Source organism: Paramicrobacterium humi (assembly GCF_900105715.1).
Lineage (GTDB): Bacteria > Actinomycetota > Actinomycetes > Actinomycetales > Microbacteriaceae > Paramicrobacterium > Paramicrobacterium humi.
The window spans coordinates 1,742,066-1,764,826 of the sequence record NZ_FNRY01000001.1 but is presented as its reverse complement, the minus strand read 5'-3'; the positions used below and the strand labels follow the sequence as shown (position 1 = coordinate 1,764,826).

At 67.4% G+C, this 22,761-nt stretch carries 20 protein-coding genes; 15 read left to right on the top strand and 5 right to left on the bottom strand.

Annotated features, from left to right (window positions below; translation table 11 throughout):
* Positions 1-145: 145 nt before the first annotated feature.
* The 3 genes from BLV49_RS08815 to BLV49_RS08805 all read left to right on the top strand — a co-directional run bounded on the left by BLV49_RS08815 (position 146) and on the right by BLV49_RS08805 (position 3,583).
* Positions 146-1,552 (top strand): DUF6421 family protein, encoded by a 1,407-nt coding sequence (locus BLV49_RS08815; RefSeq protein WP_091182778.1) that lies wholly within the window; start codon positions 146-148, stop codon positions 1,550-1,552.
* Between the two features lie 61 nt (positions 1,553-1,613).
* Complete coding sequence (locus tag BLV49_RS08810; protein ID WP_091182774.1) at positions 1,614-2,915, top strand: sensor histidine kinase; 1,302 nt, start codon at positions 1,614-1,616, stop codon at positions 2,913-2,915.
* Entirely contained in the window at positions 2,912-3,583 is a 672-nt protein-coding gene (locus tag BLV49_RS08805; RefSeq protein ID WP_091182770.1) for a response regulator, read from the top strand. The genes BLV49_RS08810 and BLV49_RS08805 overlap by 4 nt, the downstream gene beginning before the upstream one ends.
* A gap of 7 nt (positions 3,584-3,590) precedes the next feature.
* On the opposite strand, the gene BLV49_RS08800 is transcribed toward BLV49_RS08805, so the two are convergent.
* Positions 3,591-3,896 carry a hypothetical protein gene (locus tag BLV49_RS08800; protein ID WP_091182767.1) on the bottom strand — a complete coding sequence of 102 codons (306 nt, stop codon included), beginning with the start codon at positions 3,894-3,896 and terminating at the stop codon, positions 3,591-3,593.
* A 127-nt stretch (positions 3,897-4,023) separates the two neighbouring features.
* Here BLV49_RS08800 and BLV49_RS08795 point away from each other — a divergent pair, with 127 nt between their 5' ends.
* The 4 genes from BLV49_RS08795 to BLV49_RS08780 are packed head-to-tail and all read left to right on the top strand — an operon-like array spanning position 4,024 to position 7,857.
* A complete protein-coding gene (locus tag BLV49_RS08795; RefSeq protein WP_091182764.1) occupies positions 4,024-4,482 on the top strand; it encodes a hypothetical protein in 459 nt (152 codons plus the stop codon).
* Positions 4,479-5,114, top strand: coding sequence for a gluconate 2-dehydrogenase subunit 3 family protein (locus BLV49_RS08790; protein ID WP_091182760.1), 636 nt, complete (start codon positions 4,479-4,481; stop codon positions 5,112-5,114). The genes BLV49_RS08795 and BLV49_RS08790 overlap by 4 nt, the downstream gene beginning before the upstream one ends.
* Entirely contained in the window at positions 5,111-6,751 is a 1,641-nt protein-coding gene (locus tag BLV49_RS08785; RefSeq protein ID WP_091182756.1) for a GMC family oxidoreductase, read from the top strand. Before BLV49_RS08790 ends, BLV49_RS08785 begins: the two co-directional genes overlap by 4 nt.
* Positions 6,748-7,857, top strand: coding sequence for an enolase C-terminal domain-like protein (locus BLV49_RS08780; RefSeq protein WP_091182752.1), 1,110 nt, complete (start codon positions 6,748-6,750; stop codon positions 7,855-7,857). Before BLV49_RS08785 ends, BLV49_RS08780 begins: the two co-directional genes overlap by 4 nt.
* Before the next feature lie 27 nt (positions 7,858-7,884).
* On the opposite strand, the gene BLV49_RS08775 is transcribed toward BLV49_RS08780, so the two are convergent.
* Positions 7,885-9,717, bottom strand: coding sequence for a thiamine pyrophosphate-requiring protein (locus BLV49_RS08775; RefSeq protein ID WP_091182749.1), 1,833 nt, complete (start codon positions 9,715-9,717; stop codon positions 7,885-7,887).
* A 231-nt stretch (positions 9,718-9,948) separates the two neighbouring features.
* Here BLV49_RS08775 and BLV49_RS08770 point away from each other — a divergent pair, with 231 nt between their 5' ends.
* Together BLV49_RS08770 and BLV49_RS08765 are read left to right on the top strand one after the other, a co-directional pair.
* Positions 9,949-10,833 carry an ABC transporter ATP-binding protein gene (locus BLV49_RS08770; protein WP_091182746.1) on the top strand — a complete coding sequence of 295 codons (885 nt, stop codon included), beginning with the start codon at positions 9,949-9,951 and terminating at the stop codon, positions 10,831-10,833.
* The gene (locus BLV49_RS08765; RefSeq protein WP_143034013.1) at positions 10,830-11,921 is read left to right on the top strand and encodes an ABC transporter permease; all 1,092 of its coding nucleotides are present in this window, start codon (positions 10,830-10,832) and stop codon (positions 11,919-11,921) included. Before BLV49_RS08770 ends, BLV49_RS08765 begins: the two co-directional genes overlap by 4 nt.
* A gap of 85 nt (positions 11,922-12,006) precedes the next feature.
* On the opposite strand, the gene BLV49_RS08760 is transcribed toward BLV49_RS08765, so the two are convergent.
* On the bottom strand, positions 12,007-13,215 hold the full coding sequence (locus BLV49_RS08760) for an ROK family protein (RefSeq protein WP_091182742.1): 1,209 nt from the start codon (positions 13,213-13,215) through the stop codon (positions 12,007-12,009).
* 151 nt (positions 13,216-13,366) lie between these two features.
* On the opposite strand from BLV49_RS08760, the gene BLV49_RS08755 reads away from it, so the two are divergent.
* The 6 genes from BLV49_RS08755 to BLV49_RS08730 all read left to right on the top strand — a co-directional run bounded on the left by BLV49_RS08755 (position 13,367) and on the right by BLV49_RS08730 (position 19,803).
* Entirely contained in the window at positions 13,367-14,629 is a 1,263-nt protein-coding gene (locus BLV49_RS08755; protein WP_091182739.1) for an ABC transporter substrate-binding protein, read from the top strand.
* Positions 14,626-15,537: a carbohydrate ABC transporter permease gene (locus tag BLV49_RS08750; protein ID WP_091182735.1), complete on the top strand. Its 912-nt coding sequence runs from the start codon at positions 14,626-14,628 to the stop codon at positions 15,535-15,537. Before BLV49_RS08755 ends, BLV49_RS08750 begins: the two co-directional genes overlap by 4 nt.
* Positions 15,537-16,424 carry a carbohydrate ABC transporter permease gene (locus BLV49_RS08745; protein WP_091182731.1) on the top strand — a complete coding sequence of 296 codons (888 nt, stop codon included), beginning with the start codon at positions 15,537-15,539 and terminating at the stop codon, positions 16,422-16,424. The genes BLV49_RS08750 and BLV49_RS08745 overlap by 1 nt, the downstream gene beginning before the upstream one ends.
* Positions 16,425-16,491: 67 nt before the next feature.
* On the top strand, positions 16,492-18,189 hold the full coding sequence (locus BLV49_RS08740) for a glycoside hydrolase family 13 protein (protein WP_091182728.1): 1,698 nt from the start codon (positions 16,492-16,494) through the stop codon (positions 18,187-18,189).
* Between the two features lie 206 nt (positions 18,190-18,395).
* Positions 18,396-18,923 carry an SRPBCC domain-containing protein gene (locus tag BLV49_RS08735; RefSeq protein ID WP_091182725.1) on the top strand — a complete coding sequence of 176 codons (528 nt, stop codon included), beginning with the start codon at positions 18,396-18,398 and terminating at the stop codon, positions 18,921-18,923.
* Between the two features lie 4 nt (positions 18,924-18,927).
* Positions 18,928-19,803, top strand: a complete 876-nt coding sequence (locus tag BLV49_RS08730) for a hypothetical protein (protein WP_143034012.1) — start codon at positions 18,928-18,930, stop codon at positions 19,801-19,803.
* Positions 19,804-19,812: 9 nt separating this feature from the next.
* On the opposite strand, the gene BLV49_RS08725 is transcribed toward BLV49_RS08730, so the two are convergent.
* On the bottom strand, positions 19,813-21,216 hold the full coding sequence (locus BLV49_RS08725) for a mannitol dehydrogenase family protein (RefSeq protein ID WP_245723589.1): 1,404 nt from the start codon (positions 21,214-21,216) through the stop codon (positions 19,813-19,815).
* Positions 21,213-22,631: a glucuronate isomerase gene (gene uxaC / locus BLV49_RS08720; protein ID WP_091182715.1), complete on the bottom strand. Its 1,419-nt coding sequence runs from the start codon at positions 22,629-22,631 to the stop codon at positions 21,213-21,215. Before uxaC ends, BLV49_RS08725 begins: the two co-directional genes overlap by 4 nt.
* Positions 22,632-22,761: the final 130 nt, after the last annotated feature.

Here is a 22,761-nt window from a genome sequence, read left to right as displayed (position 1 = left end):
CAATTCGTGCGCTGTGGTGTTCCCAAACGCAACAAACCTTCCGGCACCCCGCGGAAACGCACAAGAGCTGCAGAACTCGCCACCACGTGCCGCGATTCTCGCCATAGCCTCGAAGCACACCCGCGCACGCCACAAGGAGGTCGCGTTGACCGCATCCACCGCCCCCGCTTCCGTCCTCTCCACAAAGACGCTCGTCGCCGATCCCGCGTGGCGGGATCTCAAACGGGCCGCCGAGCAGCTGCAGCAGCTGCAGGTCGCTGATGGCTCGATCCCGGATGCCGCCGACCACCCGGCCGCCATGGCGCTCGTCGCGCGCATCACTGCCGCGATCGAGGCCCTGGCCGCGCACTTCCCGTGGGACGGCGAGTACCTCGCCGCGGCCGTCATCGATTTCGAGCGCTGGCGCGAGGGCGGCTTCGGCGTCCCCGACTTTCACGACGCCCTCGTCGCCTTCCGGCCCGAGCGGAACCGCGAGGACGGCATCCGCCACCTCATCGTCTTCCCGATGTACACGCAGAACGGCTCCCGCGACCGCCATGTCGAGGCCGTGCTCGTCGAGGTGCTGTGGCCCGAGTTCATCGGCGAGCTCGAGGCGAGCGACTTCTCGAACAAGCTGTTCGTGCCGATCCGGTTCATCGACTTCACCTCGGGCTACGACACGAACTCGGCTGTGCTCTTCCCTGAGACGGTCGCGATGCGGCAGATCCCGACGTTCACGTGGGGCGCGATCTTCCAGGATCGTGAGGCCGCCCGGTTCAGGCGCGTGGTCGCGGCGGCGGCCGAGATCACGAAGCTCGACCTGCCCGACGAGGCCCGCGAGCTGCTCGAGGACCAGTCGCTCGCCGAGGAGACGTTCGTGATGTGGGACCTCATTCACGACCGCACCCACATGCGCGGCGACCTGCCGTTCGACCCGTTCATGATCAAGCAGCGAATGCCGTTTTTCCTCTACTCGCTGGAGGAGATGCGCTGCGACATGACCGCGTTCCGCGAGTCCGTGCGGCTCGAGCGTGAGCTCACGCCGCGCGCGCACGGTGACGGCGAGCCGTTGACGGATGCCGAGTCCGAGGTGCTGCGGCACGCCAAGCTCGTGCAGTACGCCGTGATCTTCGACCGCATCTTCCGCTTCGCACTCACCGGTAGCCGCACGCGCAACTACGACGGTCTCGGCGGCCAGCTGCTGTTCGCGTGGCTGCACCAGCACGACGTTCTGCACTGGACCGACACGAAGCTCACGATCGACTGGGACGACGTGCCCGACGTCGTCGTCGCGCTCGGCGAGGCGATCAACGAGCTGTACTGGCGCTCGATCGACCGGCCGAAGACGGCGCACTGGCTCGCCGCGTACGAGCTCGTGCGCTCGGTTCTGGAGCCGCATCCCGCCTCTGCGTGGGCGCGCGGGCTCGACGACGACGTGCTGCTCGGCCCGCCGCGCGGGCTCACCGACGCGGTTCTCGACGACGAGTTCCCGCTGTCGATGTTCTACGAGGCGCTGTCGAAGAAGATGGGCGACGTGATCGAGTCCACCTCGGGAATCACCGGCCGCGACTGAGCCGCGCGAATCCGCCGGAGGGCGGATGCCCGTCGCGCCGCGCACTGGGTAGCGTTGAAGCATGAGCATCCTGATCGACCCGACGGATGCCGCCTGGCGACGCCCCGCGGCGACCGAGCGGCAGCTGCGCGGCGACCTCATCGGCGGACTCGTGCTGTTCTGCTGCATGGTGCCGAGCGCCGTGCTGCACGAGCTCGCGGGAGCGATGCAGAAGCCCGCGCCCATGTGGGTGACGATCATCTGGGCGCTCGTGCTGTGCGGCGCCATCTCGGTGCGCCGGCGCTGGCCCTCGATCGTGGCTCTCGTCGTCGCCGCTGCGTACATCGCCGGCATGGAGGCGGGAACCGCCGAGTTCGTGTTCAGCCAGATCGTGCTGTTCATCTCCCTTTACACCGTTGGGGCGTGGGTGCCCGACCGCGTGCGCGGGCGCTTCGTGCGCGGCGCGGTGATCGGCGCCATGTTCATGTGGCTGCTGTTCTCGATCTTCCACACCGCGACGGACCCGAGCGTTCGCGAGACCTCCGGCTTCGCGACGCAGACCGCGCTTCTCGCCTTTTGGAGCATCCAGACCATCACCAACCTGCTCTACTTCGGCGGCGCCGTGTACTTCGGCAACCACACGTATGCCGCCGCTCGGCAGCGCGCCGAGCTCGAGTACCGCAGCGAACAGCTTGAGCGGGAGCGGGAGCGCACGGCTGCGCAGGCCGTCGCGCTCGAGCGCGTCCGCATCGCACGGGAGCTGCACGACGTCGTCGCCCACCACGTCTCGGTCATGGGCGTGCAGGCGGGCGCCGCGCGAACGGTTCTCGAGTCGAATCCGGATGCCGCGCGCGGCGCCCTCGCGCACGTCGAGTCGAACGCGCGCGCCGCGATCGACGAGCTGCACGCCCTCGTCGGCACCCTCCGCGAGAGCGAGAACGGCGAGCAGGAGACCCCGGATCACGGCGCGAGCACGATCGATCTGTCGGCGCTGCAGAGCCTCGTCGACGAGTCGACGGCGGCGAAGATGCCGACGACGCTCGAAGTGCTCGGCGAGCCGCGCGATGTCCCCGGAGTCGTCGCCGTGAGCGTGTACCGCATCGCGCAGGAAGCGCTCACGAACGCGCGCAAGTACGCGGGAAGCGGAGCGAGCGCCGACGTGCGCGTCCGCTTCGTCGACGGAGACGTCGAGCTCGAGGTGACGAACACGGGCTCGGTTCCGGGCAGGCCGCGGAAGGGCGGCCTCGGCCAGATCGGCATGCGCGAGCGCGTCTCCGCGGTCGGCGGCGCCATCGAGATGGGACCGCGCTCGCGAGGCGGATACCTCGTGCGCGCCCGCATCCCGCTGCCCGAGAGGGCCGAGCCGACCGGAGCCCGAGCATGACCACCCGCGTACTTCTCGTCGACGACCAAGAGCTCGTGCGCGCCGGCTTCCGCATCATCCTCGACGCACAGCCCGACGTCGATGTGATCGGCGAGGCCGCGAACGGTCAGGAGGCGATCGAGCGGGCGCGGCAGCTGCGCCCCGACGTCATCTGCATGGACGTGCAGATGCCCGTGCTCGACGGGCTCGCGGCGACGCGCGCGATCACCGCTGAATCGGATGCCGCCGTCATCATGCTCACGACTTTCGACCGCGACGACTACCTCTTCGAGGCGCTCTCGGCGGGCGCGAGCGGCTTCCTGCTGAAGAACTCGTCACCAGAGCAGCTCGTCGAGGCGGTGCACACGATCGCGGCGGGCAACGCCCTGCTCTCCCCCGTCGTGACACGCCGTGTGATCGAGCGCTTCGCCGGCGGCGCTGCGGCCCCGGCCGCGGAGCGCAACCTCGAGCGGTCGGCCGCACTCGACGAGCTCACGGAGCGCGAGCGCGAAGTGCTGCACCTGGTCGCGCAGGGACTCTCGAACACCGAGATCGCGAGGCGGCTCTACGTGGGCGAGGCGACGGTCAAGTCGCACGTCTCGAAGATCCTGCAGAAGCTCGGCGTGCGCGACCGCATCCAGGCGGTGGTCTTCGCCTACGAGAACGGCGTCGTCGTCCCCGGCGGCTGAACCGTCGCTATGCGTCGAGCGGCGGAGCGGCGACGAGCGACTCCTCCGAGATCTCGGCGCGCTCGAACGGGCCGCGGCCGTCCCGCATCATCTGGGGCTCGTCGAACACGACGGTCCACACACGGCCCTGGAACCGCTGCTCGGTGATCCCGCGGTGCGGCAGCGCCGAACCGAGACCCACGATGAGTCCCGTCGGCTCCCCGAGAAGCCCGTGCCGTCGTCGACGACGTGAACGGGGACGCCGATGCCGAACGGCGTGCCCGCGGCATCCGTCGTCCTTGTCAATGTCGGGCGAGCGCTCCTGCGAAACCACACAGCACCATTCTCGCAGTCGCGGCCACGGAGCCGAACGATAGTCCCGCACCCGCCTGACGCCCAACCCCTTGCATGCCCGAGAGTGGGGGCGCATGCTGGAGGTCGACGGTGAACGAGGAGGCTCCATGTCACGACGGCGTCCGGCGGAAACTGCGGTGCACGGGATCGATCGGCTCGTGCGGAACGTGGAGACGGGGCGATTCGAGCGAAGTCTCTCGGGCCTCACCGCGGCGGGAGCCGTCGTCACCGCGGCGGAGATCTACTTCGAGCACGACAAGGCGAGCTTCGGGAACAAGTGGATGTGGGCGCCCATCGTGCTCGGCCCCGTCGGCGCGGCAGCCGGCGTCGCCGGCGTGCTGAACCGACGCCTGGCGAAGACGGTGCTTCCGCTCGCGTCGGCGACGATCATCGCGAACGGGCTCCAGGGCGTGTGGCTGCACGCCCGCGGCGTCGGGCAGAAGCCCGGCGGCTGGCGGAACCTGCGCTACAACCTCGAGATGGGTCCGCCGCTTCTCGCCCCGCTCCTCGTGACGCTCGTGGGCGGGATGGGCGTGCTCGCCGCCGTTCTGAGGCGCGAGAAATGACGCTGCCCCTCGACCCGAAGAGCGGAAGCGGACGCTTCCCCGGTTTCGATGTCATCGCGCACGCCGACCACTGGGACCAGGCCACGCAAGCGGTCGTCGGGGCACGCCTCGGCCGGCTGCCCGACCCGCGGTTCTTCTCGCCCGACGAGGAGCTGACCGCGCGCGCCCTGTTCGACCAGCTGCTCGACCAGCGGGAGGACCCGCGCGTGCCCGTGTTCCAGCTCGTCGACACGCGCCTCGCGGAGTCGCAGACCGACGGCTGGCACTACGCCGATCTTCCGCCGGACTCCGAGGCGTGGCGAACCACGCTCGCCGCGCTCGACGATGAAGCGCGCTCCCGCTTCGGGGGCCGGTTCGGGCACTGCGAGTGGGATCAGCAGGCCGAGATCCTCAGCGACATCAACGGCCTCGAGGAAGCGGACTGGCACGGCTACCCCGCGTCGCGCGTGTGGTCCCTCTGGACCCGCTACGCGTGCACGGCGTTCTACTCGCACCCCAGCGCGTGGAACGAGATCGGCTTTGACGGGCCGGCATACCCGCGCGGATACAAGAATCTCGGCGTCGACCGGCTCGAGGGCTTCGAGGTGCGCGATCACAATCCCGGACTCGGCCCGGGAGATGATGACGCATGACGCGCGTGCAAGACCGCAACGAGTCAGCGTGGCTCCTCACTCCGGACGGCGCAACGATCGAGCCGGGGCTGCGCGAGAACATGCGCACGTTCGATGACGATGACGAAGTCGACCTCGTGATCGTCGGCTGCGGCGCCGGAGGCTCGACGCTGCTGCAGCGGATGGCGCGCGCCGGCTGGAAAGTCGTCGCGATGGACGCCGGGCCGTTCTGGCAGCCCGAGACCGACTGGGTGAGCGACGAGGCCGGCTCTCACCACCTCTATTGGGGCGAGTCCCGCGTGATCGGCGGCACGGACCCCGTTCCCCTCGGCTCGAACAACTCCGGGCGCGGCGTGGGCGGCTCGATGGTGCACTACGCGGGCTACACGCCCCGGTTTCATCCGAGCGACTTCCGCACGCGCTCGAACGACGGTGTCGGCGCGGACTGGCCGCTCGCCTACGACGACTTGCGACCGTACTACGGCGACATCGAAGGCGAGCTTCCCGTCGCCGGCGAAGACTGGCCGTGGGGCGACCCGCACTCCTACCCGCACCGGCCGCACCCCGTGTCGGGCAACGGCGAGCTGTTCCAGCGCGGGGCCGACGCGATCGGCGTCACAGCGAAAGTGGGCCCCGTCGCGATCTCGAACGGTCGCTTCGGGCACCGGCCGCACTGCATCTACCGCGGCTTCTGCCTGCAGGGCTGCAAGGTGAACGCGAAGGCGTCGCCGCTCATCACCCACATCCCCGACGCGCTCGCGCACGGCGCCGAGATCCGCGCCGAGTCGATGGTGACGCGCGTCGGCATCGATGAGCGGACAGGACTGGCGACGGGCGTTCACTACCTCAACCGCGGCCGGGAGCGCTTTCAGAAGGCGCGCATGGTCGCGATCGCGGGGTACTCGATCGAGACGCCGCGCCTGCTGCTCAACTCGGCGTCCGCCCGGTTCCCCGACGGCCTGTGCAACGACTTCGACCAGGTCGGCCGCTACCTCATGGTGCAGGGAGCGCCGCAGACGGCCGGACGGTTCGACGAGGAAGTGCGCATGTGGAAGGGCCCGCCGCCCGAAGTGAGCACAGAGCAGTTCTACGAGACCGACCCGACGAAGCCCTACAAGCGCGGCTTCTCGGTGCAGACGGTGTCACCGCTGCCGATCACGTGGGCCGAGCACGTCATGGCACAGGGGCACTGGGGCGCACGGCTTCGCCAGTACATGAGCGACTACGTGCACTGGGCGTGCCTTGGCGCCCTCTGCGAGTTCCTGCCGCAGCCCGACAACCGGGTCACGCTCGCCGACGAGAAGGATCGCTACGGGCTGCCCGTCGCACGCTTCGACTACTCGCACTGCGACAACGACCGGCAGCTGCTGAAGGCCGCCCAGAGCGTCATGGAGGACATCCTGACGGCGGCGGGCGCGAAGCGCGTCATCACGATCACGCGCTCCGCGCACCTCGTCGGCGGGGCCCGCATGGCCGCGAACGAGAAGGAGGGCGTCGTCGACGGCGATTGCGTGAGCTTCGCCGTTCCCAACCTCCTCGTCACCGACGGCAGCGTGCTGCCCACACAAGGCAGCGCCAATCCGGCGCTCACGATCATGGCGATCGCCGCGCGCGCCGCCGACCGGCTTCTCGGCCGCACCCGGACGGCGGCAGCATGACGCTCCCGGATCCGCGCATCGACGAGGTGCGCACGCGCGTGTACACGGTGCCGACCGACGCTCCCGAAGGGGACGGGACGATCGCCTGGTCGTCGACGACGATGGTGCTCGTGGAGGCTCGCTCCGGAACAACGACGGGACTCGGCTGGACGTACGGGGCGTCCGCGTGCGCGTCGGTCATCGCCGAGACTCTCGCCCCGCTCGTGGAGGGCGCGTCGGCGCTCGACGTCACCGGGCGCTTCGACGCCATGGCCAAGGCCGTGCGCAACAGCGGACGGCAGGGCATCGCCGGCTGCGCCATCTCCGCCGTCGACCTCGCCCTCTGGGACCTGAAGGCGCGGCTGGTGGGCCTCCCGCTGTTCCGGCTGCTCGGCGGCGTGCGCGACGAGGTCGCGGTGTACGGCAGCGGCGGCTTCACGACGTACTCGGCCGATCAGCTGAGCGCCCAGCTCACGGGCTGGGTGCATGAGCAGGGCATCCCCCGCGTGAAGATCAAGATCGGCGAGTCCTGGGGAACGAACGTGCCCCGCGACCTCGAGCGCATCCGCCAGGCGCGACGCGACATCGGCGCGGACGCCGAGCTGTTCGTCGATGCGAACGGCGGTTACGGTCGCAAGCAGGCGATCAGAGTGATGGCGGCGTGTGCCGACGAGGACGTGCACTGGTTCGAAGAGCCGGTCTCCTCGGACGACCTCGCGGGCTTGCGCGAGGTGCGGGATGCCGTCACGGCCGACGTCGCCGCCGGCGAGTACGCCTACGACCTCGCGTACGTGCAGCGCATGTGCGCCGGCGGCGCCGTCGACTGCATGCAACTGGACGCGACCCGGTGCGGCGGCATCAGCGAGTGGCTGCGAGGCGCCGCCGTCGCGGCATCCGTCAATCTCGAGGTATCGGGCCACTGCGCGCCGCACGCGCACGCGCACGTCGCGGCCGCGGTGCCCAACGTGCGGCACCTCGAATGGTTCCACGACCATGTGCGCATCGAGAGCATGTTCTTCGACGGCACTCTCGATCCCTCGGGTGGGAGCGTGACCCCTGACCCGGACGCGCCGGGAAACGGGCTCACCCTCAAGGAATCGGATGCCGCGGCCTTCCGCGTCGCGTGAGCGGGCGGCATCCGTTCCCCACCGGGTTCACGACTCGCGTTTGTCGTCGTCGCCGATGTGCAGCTTCCCCTTGACGCGCTCGACACCCTCGGTCACGACCGCCTTCGCCGTGTCCTTGATCACCTCGACGGTGTGCGGGTCGTGCTTCAACAGCGCCTCTCCCGTGTTCTCGGCGAACTCGAGCGTGATGTGCGGCGGAAGCGGCGGAACGTTTCGGCTCGTGTAGGCGTCGATGAGGGTGACGCCCTGGGTCGCGAACGCGCGATCCCACGCGGCAGGCACCTCGTCGTCGGTGCGCACGCGGATTCCCGTGAAGCCGAGCAGCTCCGCCCAGCCCGCATAGTCGATCGACTCGACGTCTTGCGACGTGCTCCAGACCGGGTTCGCGTCTTCGGTGCGCATCTCCCACGACACCTGCTCGAGATCGTTGTTGTGCAGCACCACGATGATCAGCTGCGGGTTCTGCCACTGCTTCATGTACTTCTTCACCGTGATGAGCTCGTTCATGCCGAGCATCTGGAACGCGCCGTCGCCGATCGTGCAGATCACCGGTCGCTCCGAGTGGGCGAATTTGGCGGAGGTCGCATACGGCATCGCCGCGAGCATCGTCGCGAGGCGTCCCGACAGGTCCCCGAGCATGCCGCGCTGCAGTCGGATGTGGTGGCCGTACCAGTCGGCCGTCGTGCCGGCATCCGCCGTGACGATCGCCGTCGCGGGCAGCCGCTTGTTGAGCTCGAAGAAGACCCGGCGGGGATTGACGCCGTCGTCGAACGTGAGCGTCGCCTGCGCCTCCATCTCGTTCTCCCACTCGACCATCTCGTTGGCGACCTTGTCCTGCCACGCGAGGTCGGTCTTCGCCTCGAGGTGCGGGATGAGCGCGTCGAGCGTCGTCTTGACGTCGCCCCAGAGGTTCAGCTCCGTCGGGTAGCGCAGTCCCATCTGCTCGGGCTTGAGGTCGACCTGGATCGCGCGCGCCTGCCCGCTCTTCGGCAGGAACTGACCGTACGGATAGTTCGTGCCGAGCATGACGAGAGTGTCGCAGTCCTTCATCTGGTTGTAGCTCGGCAGGGAGCCGAGCAGACCCAGCTGCTGGCTGTGGAACGGCACGTCGGCGGGGACGACCTGCTTGCCGCGCAGGGCCGTGATGATGCCCGCGCCGGCCTTCTTCGCGGCCTCGAGCACTTCGTCTGTCGCACCGTTCGCGCCGTGTCCGACGAGGAAGGTGACCTTCTTCCCGGCGTTGATGATGCTCGCCGCGCGCTTGATGTCGTCCTCCGGCGGGCAGATCGCCGTTGACGGAGCGACCGCGCTTGACCGCGACACCCAGTTCTCGGGTGTGAGCGGACTGAATTCCATGCCCTGCACGTCGTGCGGCAGGATGATGACGGCGGGCCCGAGCTTGATGCGCGCCGTGCGGAACGCGGTGTCGACGACGGCTTGCGCCTGCTCCGGCGACAGCACGGTCTGCACGTACACGGCGACATCCGAGAACGTGCGCTCCAGATGACTCGCCTGCTGGTTCGAAGTGCCGAGCGCGTTGAGCCCCTGCTGCCCGACGATCGCGACGACGGGCTGGTTGTCCATCTTCGCGTCATAGAGCCCGTTGAGCATATGAAAGCCGCCGGGGCTCGACGTCGCGATGCACACGCCCACTTCACCCGTGAACTTCGCATGCGCCGTCGCCATGAGCGCACAGATCTCCTCGTGCGTCGGGCGAACGTAATCGAGGCCGTCTTCGTCGCGCTGGGCCTTGCCGAGGGCGCCGTCGAACTCGCCGATGCCATCGCCGGGGAAGCCGAACACGCGACTGACGCCCCATTCTCGGATTCGCCTTATCACGAAATCGCTCACCGTCGGCATTCGAACTCCTTTCGTCGGGGCGCCGCGAAGCGCCGCCACTCAGCCGTTCAGCCCCACGCTACTCAGAATTCGCGCGCACGCTAGGGGTTTCGATTCCCGCGACAGAGGCGTACGCGCGTACCGTGCGGGGTGCGATCCCCCGCGAGGATAGTGCCGAAACCCGCCTCACGGCGGATGCCGGCGAGGGCGGCGGCGGCATAGCGTTGATGCAGATCGACGAAAGGACAGCCCGTGCTCGAGATCCAGGGCGTCACCAAGCACTTCGGCACTCGCCAAGTGCTGAACGACGTCGCCTTCACCGTATCGCCGGGCCGCATGACGGGCTTCGTCGGCGGCAACGGCGCCGGCAAGACGACGACGATGCGCATCATCCTCGGCCTGCTCACGGCGGACGCCGGGGAGGTCACTCTCGACGGCAGCGCGCTCACCGCCGCCGACCGCCGCGCGTTCGGCTACATGCCCGAGGAGCGTGGCCTCTACCCGAAGATGAAGGTCGAGGAGCAGCTCGTCTACCTCGCCCGACTGCACGGCTTCAGCGTCGCCCGCGCCAAGCACAACGCCGAGGAGCTCATCGAGCAGCTCGGGCTCGGCGAACGCGCCAACGATCCGATCGAGGACCTGTCACTCGGCAACCAGCAGCGCGCGCAGATCGCGGCGGCACTCGTCCACGAGCCAACGACGCTCATTCTCGACGAACCGTTCTCGGGCCTCGATCCGCTCGCCGTCGAGACCGTCGTCGGCGTGCTCAAGGAGCGCGCGCTGAGCGGCATCCCTGTGCTGTTCTCGAGCCATCAGCTCGACATCGTCGAGCGCTTGTGCGACGACCTCGTGATCATTGCGGGCGGCGAGATCCGCGCAAAGGGCTCACGTGAGGCGCTGCGCGAGCAGCACTCGACGAAGCGCTACGAACTGCTGTTCTCGGGAGACGCCGGCTGGTTGCGCAGCGAGCCCGGCGTGCAGGTGCTCGAGTTCGATGGCGGCTACGCCGTGTTCGACGTGGACGACGAGCTCACGGCGCAGCGCGTGCTTCAGCGCGCCGTCGCCGAGGGCGCCGTTTCGTCGTTCTCCCCTCAGCAGCCGTCCCTCGCCCAGATCTTCAAGGAGGTCATCGCGTGAGCACCGTTCCCGCCTCCCCCGGTTTCGGGCAGAGCATCTGGCTCGTCGCCCAGCGCGAGATCATGGCGCGCTTGCGCAGCAAGGCGTTCGTGATCTCGACGATCATCCTCTTCGTCGTCATGATCGGAGCCCTCGTCGTCGGCGGTCTCGTGGCCAAGCACCAGAGCGACACGCCCGTGGCCGCGGTCGGCTCGAGCGCCGCCCTGTTCGAGGACGTGCCCGGCTACGACGTGACGGAAGTCGCTACCGTCGACGAGGCCGAGAAGCTCGTGAGCGACGGCACCGTCGATGCCGCGGTCGTTCCCGACGACTCGCCGGTCGGCGTGCGCCTCATCGGCGAGACCGACGTTCCCACGAGCCTTCTCACGCAGTTCAGCATCTCACCGACCGTCACGCTTCTCGACGAGAACGCCGAGAACCCCCTCATCGTGTACTTCGTCGCGCTCGGCTTCGGACTCGTGTTCTTCATGTCGGCGATGACGTTCGGGCAGGTGATCGCGCAGAGCGTCGTGGAAGAGAAGCAGACGCGCGTCGTCGAGATCCTCATGTCGGCCATCTCGGTGCGCGCGCTGCTCGCCGGGAAGGTGATCGGCAACTCGATTCTCGCGTTCGCGCAGATCGCCGCCCTCGCCGTGCTCTCGATCATCGGCCTTACGGTCATCGGGCAGAACGAGCTTCTGCTCGGTCTCGGCACGCCCATCGTGTGGTTCGTCGCGTTCTTCGCGATCGGCTTCGTGCTGCTCGCTGCGATGTTCGCCGCGACCGGCTCGATGGTCTCGCGCCAGGAGGACATCGGCTCGACGACCACTCCCGTGACGATGCTCGTGATGATCCCGTACTTCCTCGTGATCTTCTTCCACGACAACCCACTCGTGCTCACGATCATGTCCTACGTGCCGTTCTCGGCGCCCGTCGGGATGCCGATGCGGCTGTTCCTCGGCACGGCCCAGTGGTGGGAGCCGATCCTGTCGCTCGTCGTGCTCGCAGCATCCGCCGCTCTCGTGGTCATGCTCGGCTCGCGCATCTACGAGAACTCGCTGCTGAAGATGGGCTCGCGCGTGAAGTGGGGCGACGCGCTCAAGCGCTGACGGATGCCGCGAGTCGCGGCGCATCAGGCGGCAACGTCCTCTGGCTCTCGTGTGCGCTCGTGACGTTGCACCGCCCGAACAGACGTCACGTTCCCAGGTCGGTCATCCAGACATCGAGAACCCGCTCACGTGCGTCCGCCGCGGCAGCGGCGATCGCACCGGTCACGACGATGTCGGCTCCCAGCGATGATACGACCAGTTCGGGTGCGGGAAGGTCGAGGTCCGTCGGCAGAGCCTGGCCGGCGGCGGTCACGACTTCGTTGACGCCGGCAGAGATCGCGCCCGAGACGACGACGCGCTGCGGGTCGAACATGCTCCCCAGGACGCTCACGATCCGCGCAAGCACGCTTCCCATGCGTTCCACGATGCGGTGGGCGTCGTCGTCACCCTGAGCGGCGAGCTCGAGAACCGCACGCCCATCGAGGTGATTAAGCGGGATCGCAGCGAGAGCGCTACCCTCCGCCGCTGTGCCGTGAGCCACCACGTCGGCCGCCCAGCTGGCCGCTCGTGCGCCGAGACCGTCCGCTGTGCCGACGCCATCGACGTGCTCGAAGGCCACCATCTCGCCAACACCCCCGTGTGCACCGTGAAGCAGGTTTCCGTCCACGACGACGCCTGCCCCGAGCCGGGCGCCCGCTAGCAATGCGATGTAGTTGCGACATCCCACTGCCGAGCCAAAGGCCCCCTCGGCGACTGCGGCGAGCGAGGCATCGTTTTCAACTCGCGCGATTGGTGCCCAGGCGAGCGCATCGATGAGGCCGGGGTTCATTCGCTCCCAGAATCCGGTGGGGTGTCGGGGCGAGCGTCCCTCAGCGTTTACCGGCGCGGCCACGCCGGCGCAGATCGCGAGGACGTCGGAGCGCGCTCGTCCTGCGGCACTGAGCGCTTCGTCGACAAGCTCGAGGGCGAGTGCAGCGCGTCTCGTACCCTCGTCATGTTCTGCTCCCAACGTCGCTCGCCGCGTGGTCAGTGGCCGGGATCGGAGATCGGTGACGGTGGCGGAGACGTGCGTCTGGCCTGCATCGACCCCCACGAGCACGGCGGCGTCGTCGCGCAGCGCGAATCGGCGTGCGGGCCTGCCTTTGCGGTAATCACCTGCTTGTCGGGCATTGGGCAGTTCGCGCAGGAGACCAAGCCTCGCGAGCGCGTCCATGGCGTCGATCGTGGTTGATCGTGTGAGCCCTGTCGCCTCCATCGCCTCGGTAGCTGTGAACTCTTCGCACGTCCAGGCATAGGCGAGCACTCCGTCAAGGCTCGCTGGCCTCGCCGGCAGGGTGGGAATTGATGTCGACACAGACTCTTGACCTCTCCTGTCTTGCTCTGCAATACTGCCCTGCAGATATTGATTTTGCGAGTAAATCTAATCATCGGCGATCTAGCTCGCCAGATCGGGAACGAGGACAAGGGTGTCGGGAAAATGGAGGCGCGTGCGCCACGCCGTTGCGATGGGAGCATTGATCGCTCTCAGCGGCGCGCTGCTGAGCGGCTGCTCAACTGATGGGCGGGAGACGATCCGCTTCACATTCAGCAAACGTGAGGCGATTGAGTTCATGACCGACCTCGTTGGCGAGTACAACTCGTCACAAGACGACGTGCGTGTAGAAATCGACACATCGGGCGTTGACGTCGTCTCGGCGAGCTTCGTGCGGGGAAACCCGCCGGACATCATGCTGGCGAATTACAACTACGAGGTCGCCCGCTTCGTGCAACGCTGCGCCCTCAGCGATCTCTCCGGCACCGACGCGGCGAAGAGCACTCGCGACGATTTACAGCCGCTGATGGACCAATACGGCTCGTGTGAGGGCCGGATAAGTGCGCTGCCGTACTCGGTGATGGCGGCATCCGTGATCTACAACAAGGAGATCTTCGCGGCGCAGGGACTGGAGGTTCCGCAGACCTGGAGCGAATTACTCGCCGTGTGCGATCAGTTGCAGGACGCCGGCATCACGCCCTTCTACGCCACATTCAAGGACGACTGGACGATCGGTCAGGGCTGGTACGACTATGCTCTCGGCGGCCAGATTGACGTCATAGACTTCTTCGACGGCCTCGCCGCCGAAGGCGCAGAAGTCGGCGCCGACTCCCAATACTCGTTTCAGAAGGATTTCGCTGGTCCCATGGACCAGATGATCGAGTTGAAGAAGTACGTCAACGAGGATGCGGCAAGCCGCGGCTATGGAGACGGCAATCTTGCCTTCGCTAAGGGCCAGGCAGCCATGTATCTGCAGGGCCCGTGGGCATTCAGCGAGATCGCCAAGACATCTCCCGATCTCGAGCTCGGCACATTCCCGCTGCCAATGACCGACGACCCATCTGATCTCGCGGTCAGAGTGAATATGGACCTGGCAGCGATGATTCCCGAGGGCTCGCATCACAAGGATGCTGCGCGGGACTTCCTCGAGTTCCTCTACGAGCCTAAGAACATCGAGGCCTATAACGCCTCGCAACTCGGCTTCACTCCGACGACAGATGCCCCAGCGCCCGACGATCCACGGATTGAAGGAATGATCCAGTACTACAACGACGGTCGCATCTATCAGGGCCCGTCGGTGCTGGTGCCCAAGACCATCCCGGTCTTCAACTACGCCCAGGCAATAATGCTCGGTGCCGACCCGGCCTCGATGCTTCGAACCATGGACGCGGACTGGGCACGCGTCGCGTTCCGAGCGCCCGTGCCCTCGAGCGAGACGAAGGAGTCCGCGAAATGACGTCCACCACAACCATCGTCACGGGCGGACGGCGCACCGCCCGGCACAGCCGCCACCGCGTCGAGCCGATCTACTATCTGTTTCTGCTGCCAACCCTTCTGCTGTTCACCCTTGCGATCACGGTCCCCGGCATCATCGGCATCTTCTTCAGCTTCACTGACTCGATCGGTATCGGAGACTGGAGCTTCAACGGACTGACGAACTACATCGCCGTGTTCGGCGACCCGGCGATCCTGCAGAGCTACCTGTTCACCTTCGGGTTCTCGATCGCAACGGTGATTGTCGTTAACATCGTCGGGTTCCTGCTCGCGGTCGGATTGACCTCCCGCATCCGTTTCAAAACCGGACTGCGCACCGTGTTTGTGATCCCGATGGTGATCTCGGGCATCATCATCGCTTACGTCTTCAACTTCCTCTTCTCAAATTCGCTGCCCGCTGCGGGAGAGGCTGCCGGGATCCCGTGGCTTGCCACGAGCCTTCTGGCCAACTCCGACCTCGCCTGGATCGCGATCGTCATCGTCACCGCATGGCAGGCGATCCCCGGCACACTGCTCATCTACATCGCCGGACTGCTCTCCGTCCCCGGCGATGTCTACGAGGCCGCGTCAATCGACGGTGCGACGAAGGCGCAGCAGCTCACCCGCATCACGGTGCCTCTCGTCGCGGGATACGTCGTCATCAACGTCATCCTCGGCTTCAAGGGATTCTTGAACGCATACGACATCATCGTCGGCCTCACCAACGGCGGACCCGGAACTGCCACCCGCAGCGTCGCGATGACGATCATCGCGGGCTTCAACGGTGGTGACTACGCCTACCAGATGGCGAACGCGACAATCTTCTTCATCGTCGCAATTATCGTCTCCGTCCTCCAGCTCTCGCTGACCCGCGGAAGGAACGCACTCTGATGTCGACACAACTCTCCACCGCCACCGAGCTGATCACGACGCACGGTCGGCGGGAACGGCCGCGAATGGAACGCGTCAACTGGTCCGGCACGATCATCCTTATCCTGTGCGCCGTCACGGTGCTGCTTCCGCTCTATGTGACGATCTCGATGGCCTTCAAGACGACCGGGCAGGCCGTCGACGGCAACGCCTTCTCGCTTCCCGCACCATTCAGCCTGGACGGCTTCGTCGCGGCGTGGAACCTCACGAAGTTCCCCGTCGGCGCCGGCATATCGCTGTTGGTCACTGCCGGCACCGTCGTCGCGACGATTGTGCTCGCCGCCTTCGCCTCCTATGCGATCGTGCGCAACTGGGACCGCCGGCTCTTCCGTTACTCGTTCTTCTATCTGCTTGCAGCGATGTTCATTCCGTTCCCAGTTGTCGCTCTGCCGCAGATCCAGTTGACGGGTCGGGTCGGGCTCGACAACCCCTTCGGTGTGATCATCCTCGCAACGATGTTTCAGCTGAGCTTCAGCGTGCTGCTTTTCACCGCGTTCCTGCGTTCGATTCCGCTAGAGCTCGAGGAGAGCGCGCGGATCGACGGCGCAAGCACCTGGCAGACTTTCTGGAGGCTGATCTTCCCCCTGTTGGCGCCCATGAGTGCGACGGTCGGCATCTTCGCATTCCTCTACGCGTGGAACGACTTCATGATGCCCTCGCTCATCATCTCTGATCCGGGACTGCAGACCCTGCCAGTGCGCCAGAACCTGTTCCAGACGCAATTCAGCAATAACTACAACGTGTCGTTCGCGTCCTACCTCATGGCCATGGCGCCGGCCATTGTCGCCTACCTGTTCACCCAACGCTGGGTCATGGAAGGCGTCACCCAGGGAGCAATCAAGGGCTGACGATCCCCGGGGCTCATCTGCGTCTGCACCTGTCCGTCACGCAACCCATCGAAAGGACCCGTCTGTCGTGACAAACTCGCTCGATTTCGCCTCTGAACCCCCTGTACCCGATGCTCTTCCGCCGTGGTGGCGCCAAGCCGTCGTCTACCAGATCTATCCGCGCAGTTTCGCAGATTCGAACGCAGACGGCCTGGGCGACCTCCGAGGCATCACCTCACGCATCGATTACCTTGACAAACTCGGCATCGACGCCGTGTGGCTGAGCCCGTTCTACCCCTCCGCCCTCGCCGACGGCGGATACGACGTCGCCGACTACCGTGACGTCGACCCCCGCCTGGGCACGCTCGACGATTTCGATGCCATGCTCGCGGCGCTGCACGCCCACGACCTCAAGGTCGTCGTCGACATCGTGCCCAACCACACCTCCGATCAGCATGCCTGGTTCCAAGAAGCTCTCGCTGCCGGCCGGGGATCGGCAGCTCGGGAACGGTACATCTTCCGTGAAGGTTCCGGGACGGACGGTTTGGAGCCGCCAACGGACTGGCTCTCGGTCTTCGGCGGGTCGGCCTGGGAACGGGTAGAGGACGGGCAGTGGTATCTGCACAACTTCGCGAAGGAACAGCCCGACCTCAACTGGGACCACCCCGAGGTGCACGAGGACTTCCTGAAGACACTGCGATTCTGGTCGGACCGCGGCGTCGACGGCTTCCGAATCGACGTCGCGCACATGCTCACCAAGGACCTCACCGAGCCCCTTCCCTCGAGGGACGAACTCGCGCTCATCCCGCGGGACGGAAACCACCCTCTGATCGATCGAGACGATGTCCACGAGATCTACGCCGAGTGGCGCGAGGTGTTCGACTCCTACGATCCGCCGCGCACCGCCGTCGCCGAGGCCTGGGTGCACCCCTCCCGCATCCATCTTTATGCCCGCCCTGAGAGCCTCGGGCAAGCCTTCAACTTCGACCTCCTCGAAGCCGACTTCGACGCGGCACAATTCCACCGCATCATCTCCGACAATCTCGCCCTCGCTGCGCAGTCTGGGTCGTCGAGCACGTGGGTGCTGTCGAACCACGACGTCGTCCGTCACGCAACCCGGTACGGTCTGCCCGTGTCGGAGGCGGGAGCCGCCGCGCCCACCCGACACGGCGGAGAGTGGTTGCTGAACGGTGGTGATGAATCTCTGCTCAACCGGGAGAGAGGCGCACGGAGGGCCAGGGCGGCGACCTTGTTCATTATGGGCCTGCCCGGATCGACATACATCTACCAAGGCGAAGAGCTCGGCTTGCACGAGGTAGCCAGCATCCCCGCCGCCGACCGCCAGGACCCGACCTTCTTCCGCACGCAAGGAGCAGAAATCGGCCGCGACGGATGCCGTGTCCCGCTGCCGTGGGTGGCGACGGGAACCGCGTTCGGGTTCGGCGAGGGCGGTACGCACCTGCCACAGCCAGAATGGTTCGCGCGGCAGGCGGTCGACACGGAGGAACGCGATCCCGCGTCGACTCTGATGCTTTACCGAAACGCGTTGCGCCTACGATGCACGTTGCAGACAGGCGAGAGCCTGGAATGGATCGACACCGGCCGCGACGACGTGCTCCGCTTCGCGCGGCCGAATGGATGGCACGTCGTGACGAACTTCGGTGTCGAGCCGTACGCGATCGATGAAAGTGAGGTCGTACTCGCCAGCGCCGATATCGCTGCGGGCGCCGTGGCTGGAGAGACCACCGTGTGGCTCGCGCCCTCGACTCTCGTGAACGACGCATGAGCCTTACAACAAGTCAACCTCCGACCGCGCGATAACCGGTATGGCCCCGTTACGAATTCTTGTGACTGTCGAACCCGCGACAGATCGTGACGGCCCAAGCGCCCGCAGGATCGATCCGCTCGGGAGACACCGCAGCGGGACGGTGCGCCCAGTCGCGGCGGCCGCAAGGGGTGGACGTGTCAGGCAGGAACGCGCACACTGGGTGCATGCCTGACACGCCGCTCCCCCAGCATCCGATCGACGCGCAGATCAACGAGGTCGCGGGGCGCTGGCTGCTGAGCCTGGAGCGTCCGGTCGGGCACTCGTGCAACGAGATCTGGCAGGCGATCACCGACAAGGACGTCGTGCGCCGGTGGGCGCCGTTCGCGCCGGATCGAGATCTGACCGAGACGGGAGTCGTGGCGCTGCGCCAGGTCGACGACCCTGAGCTGCCGGCGACGCCCGGACGTGTCGTCACGGCGGCGATGCAGCGGATGCTCTCCCTCGACTGGGGCAAGGACCGCATCGACATCGAGCTCGCGCCGACGGCGGACGAGTCGGTCGTGCACTTGAGCCACACGTTCGACGACCGCACGATGGCGCCGAGCTTCGCCGCGGGCTGGCACCTGTGTCTGCAGGCCCTCGACTCCGTTCTGAACGGCGAGGACACGCCCATCGTCGTCGGCGACGCCGCCCACGCCGCCGGCTGGGACGAGCTCTACGACCGTTACGCCGCGCTGTTCGAGCAGGAGTAGCCGCATGGGTGACGGCGCCTCAATGGACGCCGCGCTCTCCGACGCGGCCGCCGAACTCTACGCGGGCCCGCTCGACGAATTCACGAAACGCCGCACGGCGCTCGCGAACGCGGCGGAGAAGCTGGTCGCGGCACGTATTCGGAAGCTCCCGAAGCCCGTCGTCGCAGCGTGGGTCATCAACATGCTCGCGCGGCGCGACCCCGACCGGCTCGGGGAGCTGGCCGAGCTGGGAGAGCGCATCGCCGAAGCGCAAGACGAACTCGACGCCGACCGACTGCGCGCCACCGGTCGTGAGCGGGCGCGTCTTGTGCCGGCGATCACACGCGACGCTGTCGCCCTCGCTGAGGAGCTCGAGCGTTCCGTGGGCGAGGGCATCGCGCGCGAGGTCGAGCAGACTCTCGAGGCCGCGGCGGTGAACCGCGCCGTCGCCGACGCGGTGCGCGGCGGCCTGCTCGTGAAGGCGCCGCTCACGGCGGACGCCGACGACGGCGACATCGCGGCGGCGGTCGCGCTCTCGGCAGATGCGACACCGCAGCCGAAAGCCGTGAAGGGCCGCGCGAGCAAGCGCGATGACCTCGCGCGGAAGCGCCGCGAAACGGCGGAGAACGCCGTCGCCGAGGCCGAGTCGGAGGCCGCGAGCGCCGAGGCAGACGACGCCGAGCTCACCGCTCGGCTCGACAAGGCACGAGGCGAGCGGCACGAGCTCGAGGCGCAGCGCGACGATCTCGAACGGCAGCTGCAGGAGCTCGCGCGTCGCCTCGACGCGCTCGACGATGACATCGACACGCTCGAGGGCCACCGCGACGACACGCACGAGCGGGTCCAGCAGAGCCGCCGCGAACTGCGTGCCGCCCGTCAGGCCTTGCGGAAGCTGCGCTGAGCGCCGGCGCTACGCCCGAAGCGTGGAGACCAGCGCGCCGATGTCGGCGAGCACGTCGGCGTCGCGCGCGAGCTCCGGCTCGATGAGGTCAACGAGTCGACGCACCGGCTCGTCCGAGGCCGCCGCAGACGCGATCGCGTCCTGCTGAGCGTCGGTGATCTCCGTTCCGTCGAGGGTCAGGGCGATCCAACTGGCGATCGCGCGGACGCCCGACGGAACGTCGCGACCGGCGGCGCGCTCGGCGAGCAGTACGGGAGCAATGCGCACGCGCAGCTTCGTCGAGCCCTCCATCGCGATCTGCGCGAGCTGGTGAGCGATGCGTGCGTTGTCGAAGCGGTCCTCGAGCGCCGTACGGTAGTCGTCCAGCTGCAGCTCGGCCGCGGGGAGATTGCGAGCGTCAGCATCCCACAGCTCGCGCACCCAGCCGCGGCACTCGCTGTCATTCATCGCCTCGGCGACCGTCGTGTGTCCGCGCAGCAGCCCGGCGTAAGCCAGCAGGCTGTGAGCACCGTTGAGCAGCCACAGCTTGCGGCGCTCGAAGGGCTCGATGTCGTCGACGAAGGTCGCCCCCGCGCTCTCCCAGGCAGGGCGTCCGGCGGGGAAGTCGCCGCTCAGCACCCAGTCCTTGAACGGCTCGGTCACGACGGGCGCTGCGTCGGCGAAGCCCGTGAGCGCCGCGGCGGTCTCACGGTCGGCGTCGGTCGTGCGCGGCGTGATGCGGTCGATCGAGGTCGTCACGAACGAGACGTTCTGCTCGATCCACGCCGCGAGCACGGAGCTGATCAGGCGGGCGAGGCCCGTGAGGCCCACCCGCACGAGTTCGCCGTTGTCGGGAATGTTGTCGCACGGCACGATGGCGATCCCGCCGACACCGGCGCGGCGGCGAGCGTCGAGGGCGACGATGAGCCGGCCGAGCACCGTCGACGGCCGAGGCGCACCGCTCGCGGGGCTGGAGATCGACTCGATGTCGTGCGCGACGTCCGGGTCGTCGAGGTTCGGCTGGCCGTCGGCGCGCAACCGGTACGCGGGCTCGGTGATGGTGAGCGTGACGACAGCGGTCGTCGGCTCGATGAGCAGCTCGACGAGCCGGCCGATGTCGGCGCCGTCGTTCACTTCGACGACGCTCGTCACGATCTCGGCGGTGTCGCCCTCGGCGGAGCGCTCGATGAGCGTGTAGAGACCGTCTTGAGGAGCGAGCTCCTCGGCGGCCTTGGGGCTGCGACCCGTGAACGCGGCGATGCCCCAGTCGGCGGCATCCGTCGCGTGCGCCGTGTACCAGGCCTGGTGGGCGCGGTGGAAGGCGCCGAGGCCGAGGTGCACGATGCGGGGCGGAGCCGTGACGACAGCGGAGCCGCTGCGCTCGGCGAGGGCCGCGCGGCTCAGCCGCACGACGGAGGTTGTGGCGGTTGTCACAGTTTGAATACCTTTCGGGGCATCGTCTCGACGAGGTCGACGGCGATCTGCGCGGCGACCTCCTCTTCGAAGCGTCCCTCGCTGACGTAGCGAGCGAGGAACGCGGCGTCGAGGCGGCGGGACATGTCGTGGCGCGCGGGAATCGAGAGGAACGCGCGCGTGTCGTCGATGAAGCCGGAGCTGCGATAGAAGCCGGCGGTCTCGGTGACGGCGGAACGGAAGCGGAGCACGGCGTCGGGCGCGTCGAGGAACCACCACGGCGCACCGATGTACAGGCTCTGGTAGAAGCCCGCGAGCGGCGCGATCTCGCGCGAGTACGACGTCTCATCGACGCTGAACAGCACGAGGTGGAAGTCGGGCACGTTGCCGTACTTCTCGAGCACCGGGCGCAGCGCGTCGACGTAGTTCGTGCTGACCGGGATGTCGTGGCCCGTGTCGGGCCCGAAGCGCTCGAAGGTCTCGCTGCTGTGGTTGCGGTACACGCCGGGGTGCACCGTCATGACGATGCCGTCCTCGACGCTCATGCGAGCCGACTGCAGGAGCATGTGCCCCTGGAAGACCGCGGCCTCACGATCGGAGAGCTCACCGCGAACCGCGCGGGCGTACAGGCTCGCTGCCTCCGACTCGTCCATGTCGACCGTGAGCGGCTGCAGGACCCCGTGGTCGGCCGAGACGGCGCCGTGTTCGATGAAGTAACGGCGACGACCGGCGAGGGCGTCAAGGTAGCCGCGGAAGTCGTCGACGGGCGTGCCGTTCCACTGGGTCAGCTTCTCGACACTCTGCACGAACGCCGGCGCGGCCGGGTTGAGGTACACGTCCGGGCGGAACGTCGGGAGCACACGGCCGCTGAACGACGTGTCCTCAGCGAGCGCCTTGTGCGCGGCGAGGTCGTCCATCGGGTCGTCGGTGGTCGCGAGGACCTCGATGCCGAAGCGCTCGAACAGCGCACGCGGCCGGAACGCCGGGGTCGCAAGCACCGCCGTGATCTGGTCGAACAGCCGGTCGGCGTTGTCGGCGTTCGGGTGCTCCGTGATGCCAAACAGCTCGGTGAACTCGTGCCGCAGCCAGTATCCGGATGCCGTGCCGGCGAACAGGTGCCAGTTCTCGCAGAACCGGCGCCACGCGTCGCGAGCCGCCGCGGTGGGGTTCTCCCCCGTGCGGTCCGGCACGCCGAGCTCGTAGAGCGGCACGCCCGCGGCGTGGATGAGCCGGGTGACGTAGTGGTCGTAGCGGATCAGCAGCTCGGCCGGATCGGGGAACGCCTCGTTGTCGAGAATGAGGCGCGGATCCACATGCCCGTGAGGCGAGATGATCGGCGAGTCGGCGACGCGCTCGTAGAGTCGGCGGGCGATGGCACGGGTTTCGGAATCGACCGGGAACAGGCGGTCCGGGTCTGACTGCAGCTTCGTTGACACTCTCCCATTACACCGTGGCGATTCTCGTTTGTCAACCGGTTGCCATACGGTGCAATCCAGGATCAGCAGGTGTCCGGATTCGACGCGTCTTCCGCCGTTGGAAAACGTGGCAACCGTGTGCCGTGCTCCT